General features: G+C 38.9%; 10 protein-coding genes. 1 reads left to right on the top strand and 9 read right to left on the bottom strand.

Going from position 1 to position 13,911, the window contains the following annotated elements; genetic code table 11:
- Positions 1-46: 46 nt before the first annotated feature.
- Both ACQKMI_RS08195 and ACQKMI_RS08190 read right to left on the bottom strand, forming a co-directional pair.
- Positions 47-1,036 carry an ABC transporter ATP-binding protein gene (locus ACQKMI_RS08195; protein WP_427488108.1) on the bottom strand — a complete coding sequence of 330 codons (990 nt, stop codon included), beginning with the start codon at positions 1,034-1,036 and terminating at the stop codon, positions 47-49.
- 4 nt (positions 1,037-1,040) lie between these two features.
- Positions 1,041-2,036, bottom strand: coding sequence for an ABC transporter ATP-binding protein (locus ACQKMI_RS08190; RefSeq protein ID WP_427488107.1), 996 nt, complete (start codon positions 2,034-2,036; stop codon positions 1,041-1,043).
- Positions 2,037-3,252: 1,216 nt separating this feature from the next.
- On the opposite strand from ACQKMI_RS08190, the gene ACQKMI_RS08185 reads away from it, so the two are divergent.
- The gene (locus tag ACQKMI_RS08185) at positions 3,253-4,782 is read left to right on the top strand and encodes a cardiolipin synthase (protein ID WP_427488106.1); all 1,530 of its coding nucleotides are present in this window, start codon (positions 3,253-3,255) and stop codon (positions 4,780-4,782) included.
- A 541-nt stretch (positions 4,783-5,323) separates the two neighbouring features.
- On the opposite strand, the gene pyrE is transcribed toward ACQKMI_RS08185, so the two are convergent.
- The 7 genes from pyrE to ACQKMI_RS08150 are packed head-to-tail and all read right to left on the bottom strand — an operon-like array spanning position 5,324 to position 13,910.
- A complete protein-coding gene (gene pyrE / locus ACQKMI_RS08180) occupies positions 5,324-5,953 on the bottom strand; it encodes an orotate phosphoribosyltransferase (protein WP_427415724.1) in 630 nt (209 codons plus the stop codon).
- Between the two features lie 2 nt (positions 5,954-5,955).
- Positions 5,956-6,660 (bottom strand): orotidine-5'-phosphate decarboxylase, encoded by a 705-nt coding sequence (gene pyrF / locus ACQKMI_RS08175; RefSeq protein WP_427488105.1) that lies wholly within the window; start codon positions 6,658-6,660, stop codon positions 5,956-5,958.
- Positions 6,657-7,571: a dihydroorotate dehydrogenase gene (locus ACQKMI_RS08170; protein WP_427488104.1), complete on the bottom strand. Its 915-nt coding sequence runs from the start codon at positions 7,569-7,571 to the stop codon at positions 6,657-6,659. Before ACQKMI_RS08170 ends, pyrF begins: the two co-directional genes overlap by 4 nt.
- On the bottom strand, positions 7,568-8,341 hold the full coding sequence (locus ACQKMI_RS08165) for a dihydroorotate dehydrogenase electron transfer subunit (protein ID WP_427488103.1): 774 nt from the start codon (positions 8,339-8,341) through the stop codon (positions 7,568-7,570). Before ACQKMI_RS08165 ends, ACQKMI_RS08170 begins: the two co-directional genes overlap by 4 nt.
- A 1-nt stretch (position 8,342) precedes the next feature.
- Positions 8,343-11,540: a carbamoyl-phosphate synthase large subunit gene (gene carB / locus ACQKMI_RS08160; protein ID WP_427488102.1), complete on the bottom strand. Its 3,198-nt coding sequence runs from the start codon at positions 11,538-11,540 to the stop codon at positions 8,343-8,345.
- Complete coding sequence (locus ACQKMI_RS08155; protein ID WP_427488101.1) at positions 11,533-12,633, bottom strand: carbamoyl phosphate synthase small subunit; 1,101 nt, start codon at positions 12,631-12,633, stop codon at positions 11,533-11,535. Before ACQKMI_RS08155 ends, carB begins: the two co-directional genes overlap by 8 nt.
- The gene (locus ACQKMI_RS08150; RefSeq protein WP_427415729.1) at positions 12,633-13,910 is read right to left on the bottom strand and encodes a dihydroorotase; all 1,278 of its coding nucleotides are present in this window, start codon (positions 13,908-13,910) and stop codon (positions 12,633-12,635) included. The genes ACQKMI_RS08155 and ACQKMI_RS08150 overlap by 1 nt, the downstream gene beginning before the upstream one ends.
- Between the last annotated feature and the right edge of the window lies 1 nt (position 13,911).

Here is a 13,911-nt window from a genome sequence, read left to right as displayed (position 1 = left end):
GAATTTTATTTTGAAAATAATTAATACACTATTCTCTTGTTATTTTTTAATATAAATGGCATGCAACTCTATGCCCCTGCTTCACCTCCTTTAAGGTTGGTTTTGATAATGAACACTCTGCCATAGCCTTCGGACACCGTGGATGGAAAGGACACCCCTTTGGCGGATTAGCCGGACTAGGGATATCACCTTCTAATACTATACGACTACTCTTTTTCCTTGGATCAGGTACTGGTATTGCGGATATTAATGCCTGTGTATAAGGATGCAATGGTTCCTCATAAATATGTTCCTTATCTGCAATCTCCACAATATTTCCTAAATACATAACACCGATTCGATCACTCATATGTTTTACAACACTTAAATCATGTGCAATAAATAAAAATGTTAAGTCAAACTCATCCTGCAACTCTTTTAGCAGATTAAGAACCTGAGATTGTACAGATACGTCTAAGGCTGAAACTGGTTCATCTGCTATAATTAGTTTTGGCCTAAGCGCAAGTGCTCTCGCAATACCAATGCGTTGACGCTGACCACCTGAAAATTCATGTGCATACTTGTAATAAGCATCTTCTGGTAAACCTACTTTTTGTAAAAGCTCCATCACTTCATTTTTTAAAGATTTCAGTGATTTTTTATGGAAATTCATGATTGGTTCAGCTATGATACTACCTACCATTTGCATCGGGTTTAACGATGCATAGGGATCTTGAAATACCATTTGGATATCTTTCCTTATTTCCCTTAATGATTTCCCATGTAACTTCGTAATATCCTGACCGTTAAAAATGATTTTTCCATCCGTTGAATCTAACAATCTTAAAATAGTGCGACCAGTTGTAGATTTTCCACAACCAGATTCGCCAACCAACCCTAATGTTTCACCGCTTTTTATGGAAAAAGAAATATTATCAACTGCTTTAACATGGCCAATCGTATGTTTGAAAAATCCACCTTTAATCGGGTAATAGGTTTTTAAATTAATTAACTCCAATAAATTTTCTTTATTTTGTTTCATTGCTGTTTGCTCCATGTTGTCAGCTCACACCCTTTCTAGAATTACTGCCTTCAAAAAGTAAACAAGAGACTTCATGATTGTCACCCACGTTGACAAGTTGCGGCGAAACTTTGCTACATTCAGGCAAAGCCGACGGGCATCTATCAACAAAACGGCAGCCTAGTTGAGGCATATTTTTTAAAGAAGGTACTATACCTTTAATAGTCGTTAACTCATTCACTTCTATATCTATCCTCGGAATCGACGCCATCAAGAGTTTCGTATAAGGGTGTTTGGGATTGTAAAACAAATTATCAACATTTGTCCGTTCTACAATCTTCCCTGCATACATAACAATTACTTCATCACACATTTCCGCAACTACACCTAAATCGTGAGTTATCAATACAATAGACATGTTATTTTTCTCTTGAATATTTTTCAATAATTCTAGTATTTGAGCTTGTACAGTTACATCAAGTGCAGTAGTTGGTTCATCCGCTATTAAAAGTCTAGGCTGACAAGCGATGGCAATAGCAATCATTACCCTTTGTCTCATACCGCCTGACAATTGATGAGGGTATTCATCTACAATTTTTTCAGCTCTTGGAATACCAACCTGTTTTAATAAATCAATCGCTTTATTTTTAGCCTCAGCCTTCGAAATCTTACTATGATTAAGCATAATTTCTTCAATTTGTGAGCCTATAGTAAAAACTGGGTTTAAGGATGTCATAGGTTCTTGGAAAATCATGCTTATATCTTTTCCCCTAATTTTATTCATCTCGTCGCTCGAATGACTTTCTATGTTTTTCCCATGGAATTTTATTTCCCCGCCAGTGATTTGACCAATTCCTTTAGGAAGCAGCTGCATAATAGAAAGAGACATTACACTTTTCCCACATCCAGATTCACCAACTACTCCAACGATCTGACCTGATTTAACCGAAAATGAAACATCATCCACTGCATGATATATTTCTCCATCTATATCAAAGCCAGTTTTAAGGTTTTTCACTTCTAACATTAAGCTCATTTTATATCACACCTTTTAAAAGTTTTTACTTAACTACTGCTGCAAATGTAGAGAGTTAGATACCGCGCGCTAAGAATTTTTCACAAAAATTCACTTTTAGGCATTCGTTTTATTGATTTAATATTCCGAAAAAAACGCCGATTTTGATAAACTTATTTCACAATCATATCGAAATAAAAAATCATCAATTTAAAATACTTTTAAAAAATATTATTTCTCCTTTATAAAGAATTAAAAATAAGTACCAAATAATATAATATTCAGATAATTAAGTATGCTATCATTTTATCTAGAAATCATACATATAATCAAGTGAATTTTTACATTTCTTATATTCTTATATACAAACTAAACCATACAACTATTCCGATTTTACTCAATAAATTTATTTTTCTCTTAAATGAAAACTTGCTTAATCTTCACTTTATCGGTTTAAAGTATTATTTTTTTATTATCACAATATAGTAAATAATTTATTTACTCTTTTTAAATCCCCCTCACAATATTTAAATTTATTAGAATTTTTTTATTATTAAAGCTTTTCAGACGATTTTTTATAATTTACCATAGTTATACTCATTACCCAATCACTATCAATGTATAATTTTTTCTTTTATCGCATTAACTCCCTGAAGCAAATAATGTTACCGCAAAAAAATAATTTAATCCAATTTCTCAAGAGATTTTTTTTACGGACTTCTTCTTCCTTTTTTTGTGTAAAAAAACAAATAATTTCTTTACTTAAAATAGATATTATTCTTGATTCCGGTTTAATTTGATGAAAGTACTATCCCTAGCGCAAAGATTATTTTTTCTTGCCCCTTTTGGTTAAGCAAGTTCAACACTTTTAAACAGGCCTATATACAATTTAATTTTTTGCTGCTTTTTATCGTGATTGCACTTTTAATCGCTGACTACATTTTCGTGTTTCCGAGTGTGATACCCATCTAAGAATCAAGAAGGAAAATTACTATTTACATTATTTCGGATATCCAATTTACCGAACATTTCTTAAGTTTTTCATAATACATTGGCGATTGACTCCCCTTATTTTAACGATGTGATTCGCTCATTACACTAAAAACGTAACAATATACGTTGGAGTAGAAATGTCTATATTGTAAAAAAAAAGAAAACAATTTATCATAAAACTATTAAAGTACTACTTCCTCTTATAGAGATTATATGTAAGAAAGGATAGGTGACATGTATACATATGAAAAATCGCGTTGTCCAATTGCTATTTGTATTTACAATAGCAGCAATTATGCTCATATTCTTAAATAAGTCCGTTATTCCCTTATCTACCTTAATTGGTTTACTATGGCCTATCACACTTATTGGGATTGCCTTCATTATTTTTATTGAAAATCGTTCCCCGCAAAGTACATTGGCTTGGTTTTTAGTATTAACCATTCTCCCTGTTATCGGTTTACTTCTGTACTTACTATTCGGAAGAAGTCGCTGGAGAAGAAAGAAACATTTATCTCGTTCAGAAGAAAAAAGAAAGTTATTCCGTGAACTTTTAGCAGGAAGAAGTTTTAATTTAGAACCCTCTTGCCCTTTAAATGAACGATCCACCTATTTAGCACAGGTTATCCAAAAATTTGGCGGCGGTCCTCTAGCTAATGATACAGCAACAAAGCTCTTAACAAACGGAGATGAAGCATTTACTGAAATCCTACAAGCGATTGAAAATGCTACACATCATATTCATATTCAATACTATATTTATCGATCAGATGAAATCGGCACTTCAATTCGAGATGCCTTAATAAGAAAAGCAAAATCTGGTGTGATCGTACGTTTTCTTTACGATGGACTTGGAAGTAGTAAATTACGTAGGAGTTTCTTACAACCAATGAAAGACGCAGGAATTGAAGTAGTCGAGTTTGATTCTATTCTTTCACCTTGGCTATTAGAAACCGTCAATTATCGTAACCACCGTAAAATTGTTATTGTAGATGGGGCAATTGGGTTTACAGGTGGACTCAATGTCGGGGATGAATATCTCGGTCGTTCGAAGAAGTTTCCTATTTGGCGTGATAGCCATTTAAAAATAGAAGGAAAAGCATTATATAAACTACAGTCCATTTTCCTAGAAGATTTTCTCTATGCCACTAGTAATTTAAATACTGCGTCTTGGAATCAATTTATGGATAACTCATACTTTCCAAGTCAAGGAACTCATCAGGCAGAAGGTGCCGTACAAATCGTTGCAAGTGGACCTAGCTCAGAAGATACAAGTATTCGGAATGCTTTATTGAAAATTATGGGCTCTGCAAAAAAATCCATTTGGATTGCTACTCCATACTTCATTCCTGATCAGGAAACATTAACATTATTACGTTTGAGTGCACTTTCCGGAGTAGATGTCCGTATTTTATATCCTGGAAAAGGCGATAGTATCATTAGTGATCAAGCATCCCAATCATACTTTACTCCACTCTTAAAAGCAGGCGTCTCCATTTACCGCCTTAAAGATGCTTTTATGCATGCTAAGATTGTACTTGTTGATGATGAAGTTGCAACAATTGGTACAGCAAATATGGATATTCGTAGTTTTGAGCTAAATTATGAACTCATTGCAGTCTTATATGAAACGAAAACGGTTCTAGATATTAAAAATGATTTTGAACAAGATTTTAAAGACTCCATAGAAATTACATGGGCGTCATTTCAAAAGCGAAGTATTCAAAAACGCATGCTTGAATCTCTTACGCGACTCATTTCACCGCTACTGTAAATGATTAAATAAAGTGTAGTTCTCCGTCAAAGCGAGGGGTTGATTTCCGTTCCGGCTGGGCGCTTTGTTGCTGCCGCTTCGCTTTCGCACAGAGCAAAGCTTCCTGGGGGCGTCCGATGAGCCGCTTCACTCGCGATGCTCGCTCCAGGGTCTCGGGCCAACACGATGTTGGTCACGAAGGCGTTATCACAGGATGTGATGTTCTTAGCCTTCGTTCCCCTATCGCTAATCCCCAAGGAGTCGCCCAGCCTCCACTCCAATCAACCACTTCACATATCGTGTATCTCTTATTGCGTGTTATTCTACTTTTTTTAAGAAATCACCTATCTCAAGCACTTCAACATTAGCAAAAATTCTTCTGACCTTTCAGACTGTAAACAAACTCGAAAATATATTGAGTCTGTAGACGGTCTTTATTATGACGCAATAGTTTTTCAACAAATGAAAGGGTGGTATGAATTTTTTCATACCACCCTTTTTTATAATCAATTATGCCTCGGCATAATTGCGTCCGGAATCAGCTTTGTGCTTGCACAAAGAATTAAAGCTCGCCCGCTTTTAATTTTCCATGCCAGTCTTTTAAGAATGGAATATCTTCTTCTTGAATAGCGCCTGATTCGTTCGCTGCTTCAATTAAATAATCGAAATTTGTTAGCGATACATACTGAATGCCTGCCTCTTCAAATGCTTGTTCAGCACGTGGAAGATTGTAAGTGTAGACACAAACAACGCCTAGTACTTCACAACCTGCAGCGCGTAAGGCTTCTACAGCTGTGATCGATGAGCCGCCTGTAGAAACGATGTCTTCTACTACAACGACTTTCTGACCTGCTGCGTATTTTCCTTCGATTTGGTTACCACGGCCATGCTCTTTTGCTTTAGAGCGTACATAAACCATCGGTAAATCTAAAATATCACTTACCCAAGCGGCATGTGGAATGCCTGCTGTTGCTGTACCTGCTACGATTTCTGTTGGTCCAAAGTTTTCTTTAATTAGAGATGCTAGACCGTTTGCTAATTGCTTACGAATTACAGGGTCAGAGATTGTTAAGCGTGTATCACAGTAGATTGGGGATTTAATGCCTGATGCCCATGTGAATAGTTCTGTTGGATTTAATTCTACTGCGCCTACTTTTAACATAGCGTGTGCGATTTCATTTTGTAATGTCATATTTATGCCTCCCATAATTCACTTACGATTTTATATGCTGCTACTGGATCTTGTGCACCTGTAACGGCACGTCCAACGACGATTAACGAAGAACCGTCACGTTTTGCGCCGTCTGGTGTTGCAATGCGCTTTTGATCGTGTGCGTCGCCACCTGCTAATCGGATACCAGGTGTCACACGTAAGAAATCTTCACCGCACACTTCAGCAATTGCTTTTGCCTCATGTACAGAGCAGACAACACCATTTAAACCAGCTTGTTTTGTTAAGCTTGCATAATGTAATACAGATTCCTGTAGAGATAAAGAAATTTTTTGCTCTGCTTGCATTTGCTCTTCTGTTGTAGAAGTCAGCTGTGTTACAGCAATTAATGCTGCACGTTCACGTCCTGCAGGTGTACCCGCTTCAAGACCCTCAAGTGCTGCCTCCATCATCGGACGTCCGCCTGCCGCATGAACGTTGACTAAATCTACGCCTAATTTTGCTAGACCTTTCATAGCAGAGCCAACTGTATTAGGAATATCGTGTAGCTTTAAATCAAGGAAAATATCATGACCTAGATCTTTTACTTTTCGTACAATATCTGGCCCTTCCTGCATATATAATTCCATACCAATTTTTACGAAAAGAGGCTCATTAAAATGCTTTAGAAAGTTGACTACTTCTGTTTCTCCAGGGAAATCTAGTGCAAGTATTGGTTTTGTATTCATGAACGATGGCTCCTTCCGATAATTTCTGAAATATGCTCTACTCCTAATTGATCGAGCTTTGCTGGTAGTTCATCAATTATATTTGGACAAACGAAGTGATCCACAAAGTTTGCTGTTCCAACAGCAACTGCAGATGCGCCGGCTGACATAAAGTCTATAACATCCTGCGCTTCTGTCACGCCACCCATCCCAATAATCGGAATATTGACAGCCTTATACACCTCATAGACCATACGAATCGCAACTGGCTTTACGGCTGGACCTGATAAGCCGCCTGTACCATTAGCAATCACTGGCTTGCCTGTACGCTCGTCTAAACGCATACCGATAAGTGTATTAATCATTGTAATGCCATCTGCACCACCAGCTTCAACAGCTTGTGCAATTTCTACGATATTCGTTACATTAGGGGACAATTTCACGTATACAGGTACTTCAGAAACAGCTTTGACAGCTTTCACTAGCTCACGTGCAGTTGCTGGGTCTGTACCAAATTGAATACCACCACATTTAACGTTCGGACAAGAAATGTTCAGTTCTAATGCTTTCACATTAGGCGCAGTCGAAATGCGTTGCGCTACTTCTACGTAGTCAGCTGTCTCTGTACCAGCAACATTTGCAATAATTGGCACATCATACGCTTCTAGAAACTTTAATTCTTCGTTCATTACTTTTTCGATACCGGGATTTTGTAAACCAATGGCATTCAGCATTCCTGCTGCTGTTTCAGCGACACGTGGAGTTGGATTGCCCGGACGTGTTTCCACAGTCGTAGCTTTAATCATAATAGCGCCAAGTTTTGATAAATCATAAAGCTGCGCATATTCACGTCCAAAGCCAAAGCAACCTGAAGCTGGCATTATTGGATTTTTTAAATCTATACCTGGTAATTGAATGTTTAAACGACTCATAATGCCACCGTACCTTTCGGGAAAACTGGACCGTCAGAGCATACTTTGACATAGTCTTTTGCTACTTGATCTGTTGTTTTACATACACATGCAAAACAAGCACCGATACCACAGCCCATACGCTCTTCAAATGATAAATAACCTTCTTTTTCTGGATAGAAGCCTTCAAGTGCTTTTAACATTGGTAGAGGACCGCATGAATAAAAGACATCGAATTCAGGTGCTTGAGACTCTAAAACATTTGTCACAAAGCCTTTTGTTCCTTTAGAGCCGTCAACTGTTACATAATGCGTTTCTCCAAGGGCACTGAATTCTTCCTCGTAGAAGCATACATCTTCCGTTTGAAAGCCAAGCACATGAATTGTTTTAACACCACGTGCGTTCAATTGCTTGGAAAGCTCGTGTAATGGAGGTACACCGATTCCTCCACCAACTAGTAGGGCTGTGCCTCCCTCTTTTACTGCTTCTACCGGGAACCCATTACCGATTGGACCAAGAACATCGACTAGCTGTCCTTCACGATTTGTCGCTAAAACTTGTGTTCCGCGACCTTCCGCACGATAAATCATTGTAAATTCGTTGTTGTCTTTATCTATGTTTGCAATACTAATTGGTCGACGTAAAAGCGGCTCCATTGAATCTGACACCTTTACATGGACAAACTGGCCAGGTGTCATATCCTGAACCAGTTCTCCACGAAGTGTCAATTCGAAAATGTTTGTCGCAATTTGCTTTTGAGAGACGACCGTCATTTTCTCTTGACGAATCATATTAATGTACTACCTCCGCTTTTGGCATTTGTTCTGCTGTGAATGTCATTGATTCAATAACACGGACCATTGCTTCTGCTGTGTCTAATGAAGTGAAGCAAGGTACGCCGTTTTCTACAGACTCACGGCGAATTCGGAAGCCATCACGTGCAGGCTGCTTACCTTTCGTTAATGTGTTAACTACAAGCTGTGCCTCACCGTTTTGAATTAAATCGATTAATGTTTCACCTTTTGCACCGATTTTGCCAACTACATCTGTGCGTACGCCAGCCGCTTCAAACGCTTGAGCTGTACCTTCAGTAGCGACAATACGATAGCCTACTGTTGAGAAGCGTTTTGCAAGTGCAATTGCTTCCTCTTTATCTTTATCGGACACAGTGAACAATACTGTGCCTTCTGTACGAATTTCCATACCTGCTGCAACTAAGCCCTTGTAAAGTGCTTTTTCTAATGTTGCATCTTTACCCATTACTTCACCTGTTGATTTCATTTCAGGTCCTAAAGTAATGTCAACACGACGTAATTTAGCGAATGAGAATACTGGTACTTTTACGAAGACACCTTTTTGCTCAGCTGCTAAGCCTGTTGGATAGCCTTGTTCTACGATTGATTTACCAAGAATCGCTTTCGTTGCAATATTCGCCATCGGAATGTTTGTAATTTTACTTAAGAACGGTACTGTACGAGATGAACGTGGGTTAACCTCGATCACGTATACTTCACCTTGTGAAATAACATACTGAATGTTCATTAAGCCTACGATGCCAAGACCTTTTGCAAGGCGAGTTGTATAATCCACTAACGTATCTTTTTGCGTTTGCGTTAATTTTTGTGGAGGGTATACAGAGATGGAGTCACCAGAGTGAACCCCTGCACGCTCGATATGCTCCATAATACCTGGGATTAATACATTTTCACCGTCACAAATGGCATCTACTTCAATTTCCTGACCCGTTAAGTAGCGGTCTACTAATACTGGATGATCAGGAGATGCTTCTACTGCGTTTTCCATATAGTGTTTTAATTCCTCTTGGTTGTAGACAATTTCCATCGCACGTCCACCTAGTACGTATGAAGGACGAACTAGTACAGGGAAGCCTAGACGTTCACTAATAGCAAGTGCTTCTTCCGTAGATACAGCTGTTTGACCTAGTGGCTGCGGAATGTTCAAGTCGCGTAATGCTTGCTCGAATTTGTCTCGGTTTTCTGCACGGTCGATATCTTCAAGTGTTGTACCTAGGATTTTTATGCCATTGGCAACTAATTTATCAGCAAGATTAATAGCTGTTTGACCACCGAATTGTACAACTACACCGATTGGTTGCTCTAGGTCGATAATATGCATAACATCTTCGATTGTTAATGGCTCGAAGTATAATTTATCTGAAATCGAGAAGTCAGTGGATACTGTCTCTGGATTCGAGTTAATAATAATCGCTTCGTAGCCTGCTTCTTGAATTGCCCATACTGAGTGTACTGTTGCGTAGTCGAATTCTACCCCTTGACCAATGCGGATTGGACCAGAACCAAGTACCACAACTGATGGCTTGTCAGATTTAATCGACTCGTTTTCGTCCTCATATGTGCCATAGAAGTATGGTGTTTCAGATTCAAACTCTGCTGCACAAGTATCAACCATTTTATATACCGGGATAATGCCATTTTCTTTACGATATGCATATACTTCCTCTGGCGTTGTTTCCCAAAGCTCAGCAACTTTTTTATCTGCAAAGCCTAGACGTTTTGCTGTACGTAATACTTCTTTATCGTTTTTATTGTCAGCAAGTGTTTGCTCCATATCTACGATGTTTTTGAATTTATTTAAGAAGAATAAGTCAATGGCAGACCATTCATGGATTTGCTCAATTGTTACACCGCGACGAAGTGCTTCACCGATGAAGAATAGACGCTCGTCACCTGCTTTGCGGATACGTTTTTCAATCCAAGTATCAGTGTTTTCTTCTGCATGTTTCAGCTCTAAGTGAACTTGGCCAGTTTCAAGAGAGCGCACTGCTTTTAGCATAGCTTCTTCAAATGTACGACCAAGTGCCATTACTTCACCAGTCGCTTTCATTTGTGTACCAAGATTACGCTTTGCTGATTCGAATTTATCGAATGGCCAGCGCGGAATTTTCGCCACGATGTAATCTAGAGCCGGCTCGAAGCAAGCATATGTTGAACCTGTTACAGGGTTTTTGATTTCATCTAATGTTAAACCAACTGCGATTTTTGCTGCTAGCTTTGCAATTGGGTAACCTGTTGCTTTTGACGCTAACGCTGATGAACGCGATACACGAGGGTTTACTTCGATCACATAGTAATTGAAGCTATATGGATCAAGAGCTAACTGTACGTTACAGCCACCTTCGATTTTCAGTGCACGGATAATATCTAAAGAGATATTACGTAGCATTTGGTTTTCACGATCTGAAAGTGTTTGTGTAGGTGCCACTACAATAGAGTCACCTGTATGAATACCCACTGGGTCAACGTTTTCCATGTTACATACAACGATGGCGTTGTCAGCAGCATCACGCATTACTTCATATTCGATTTCTTTATAACCAGCGATTGATTTTTCTAGTAAACATTGTGTTACAGGAGAATATTTTAGACCAGATGTAACGATTTCCTCTAGATCTTGATCGTTGTAGCAAATACCGCCGCCTGTACCACCAAGTGTGAAGGCAGGACGAACAATTACTGGGTAACCAATTCTCGCTACAAAGTTTTTCGCTTCGTCTAAGTTATGGATAATATCTGATTCAGGTACTGGAGCACCTAGCTCGTACATTAAATTTCGGAAAAGATCGCGGTCTTCCGCTTTATGGATAGCTTCTAATTTTGTACCAAGAATTTCAATATCAAGCTCATCTAAAATCCCTGATTTATCTAATTCAATGGCCATATTTAAACCTGTTTGACCACCAAGTGTTGGTAGGATAGCATCTGGACGCTCTTTACGTAAAATACGTGATACAAACTCAAGTGTGATTGGCTCAATATATACTTTGTCGGCAATTTCTGTATCTGTCATAATTGTCGCAGGGTTTGAGTTTATTAAAATAACGCGGTAACCTTCTTCTTTTAAAGAAAGACAAGCTTGTGTTCCTGCGTAGTCAAATTCTGCTGCTTGTCCGATCACGATTGGACCTGATCCGATTACTAAAATAGTTTCAATATCTGTACGTTTAGGCATGTTGTTTCCCCTTCCCTGCTTCTACTTCCATCATTTCGATAAATTCATCAAATAAGTGATTTGAATCCTCTGGACCCGGTGATGCTTCTGGGTGATATTGCACTGTGAAGACTGGATATTTTTTGTGACGTACACCTTCACAAGTACCATCATTTAATGCGATATGTGTTATTTCTAAATCTGTATCTTTTAATGAATCGATGTCGATTGCATAACCATGATTTTGAGATGTTAAGTCTGTACGGCCTGTGCGTAAATCTTTTACTGGATGGTTACCACCACGGTGACCGAATGGTAATTTATAGCTTCGCGCACCACATGCTAGTGAGAAGATTTGGTGACCTAAGCAAATACCGAACATCGGCACTTTTCCAATTAAATTGCGTACTGTTTCAATGCCTTCTTCAACGTCTTCAGGGTTACCTGGACCGTTTGACAGCATAATTCCATCTGGATGCCATGCTAAAATTTCCTCTGCTGAAGTATTGTAAGGGACAACGAGTACGTCGCAATCACGTTTGTTTAACTCACGAAGAATTCCGTGCTTCATACCATAATCTATTAATACGACGCGTTTGCCACGACCTGGTGATGGGTAGGCTGCTTTCGGTGATACTTCACGAACATGATGTGTAATCGCTGGTGTTGTCTGTAATTTTGCTACGATTTCATCCACATTCACTTCTTCATCAGCCGCTGTTAAAATAGCCTTTACTGAACCTTTACTGCGAATAATGCGTGTTAATTTTCGTGTATCGATTCCTTCAATCCCCGGGATATCCTTGGATGTTAAGTACTCATCTACTGTTAAGTCACAGCGGAAGTTTGAAGGTGTTTTTGCTAATTCACGGACTACAAATCCACGAATAGCCGGTGAGATCGATTCAAAATCATCACGGTTAATACCGTAATTACCGATTAAAGGGTAAGTTAACGTTACGATTTGTCCGTAGAATGAAGGATCTGAAATTGTTTCCTGATAACCTGTCATCCCTGTTGTGAATACAACCTCACCTTGTGAAGCGCGCTCACTACCGAACGCTGTACCTGTAAATACTGTGCCATCTTCTAAAATAAGTAAACGTTTTTTCATTACTCTGCCTCCTGGTATACGATATTGCCTTCAAAAATTGTAAGGACTGGCCATCCTTTTGCAGTCCACCCATTGAATGGTGTATTGCGTCCTTTTGATACAAAGCCTTCTGCATCAATTGTTTGCTCTTTATTTAAATCAATTAAAATCATATCTGCTGAAGCTCCAACTTCTAATGTGCCATATGGTAAATCAAAAATTTGAGCTGCCTTTACAGACATCCAGTCAATCAACTGTTTTAATGTCCATTTCCCTGTTTCTACAAACTGTGTGTAAAGCAGTGGGAAAGCTGTTTCGAAGCCTACAATGCCGAATGGAGCCCCAACCATACCACAGCATTTTTCTTCTACTGTATGTGGAGCATGATCTGTAGCGATACAATCGATTGTACCGTCTAGCAGCGCTGCGTGAAGTGAGTCTTTATCATCTACTCCACGTAACGGAGGATTCATTTTCCAGTTCGCATCATCTGATGGAATATCCATTTCCTCAAGTAATAAATGGTGTGGGCAAACTTCTGCCGTGACACGAATTCCTGCTGCTTTTGCATCACGTACTGCACGTACAGATTCCTTTGTTGATACGTGACATACGTGGTAGCGTGCTCCAGCTGCTTCTGCCAGTAGAACATCTCGTGCAATTTGAACGGATTCACAAATCGATGGAATTCCTGGTAAACCAAGCTCTTTATTACGCTTCCCTTCATGCATCACACCATCGTATATTAATGAGTTATCTTCACAGTGTGCGACAACAACCACATCGTGCTGTGCTGCATCCTTCATTTGCTCATACATTGTTGATGCAAGCTGGATCCCAACACCATCATCTGAAAATGCGACAGCCCCATGTGCTTTTAATTCTTCAATATTTGTACGAACCTCACCTGAGATGTCCCTTGTTAATGAGCCGTATGGAAGTACTCGAATAGCTGCACTTTCTTTAATAAGACCATTAATCAACTGCATGTTTTCTACTGAATCTGGCACTGGTTTTGTATTTGGCATCGCGCAAATTGTTGTAAAGCCGCCTTTTGCTGCTGATGCTGAACCTGTAGCAATTGTTTCTTTATGTTCAAACCCCGGCTCACGTAAATGTGTGTGAACATCGACAAAGCCTGGTGCAACAACTAAACCATTTCCTTCGATTACTTCTGCGCCTGCTACATCTACGTTTTGACCTATTGCAGTAATTTTGCCATCTGCCATAGCGATATTTACTGTATATAACTCGCCTTGTTCATTTACCATTTGTACATTTTGAAGAACTTTTGTCATG

Origin of the sequence: Lysinibacillus sp. NPDC097214 (genome assembly GCF_050277945.1) — a bacterium.
In the GTDB taxonomy this organism is placed as follows: domain Bacteria; phylum Bacillota; class Bacilli; order Bacillales_A; family Planococcaceae; genus Lysinibacillus; species Lysinibacillus xylanilyticus_B.
The sequence above is the reverse complement of the archived record's forward strand: the minus strand, read 5'-3'. Positions and strand labels throughout refer to the sequence as shown.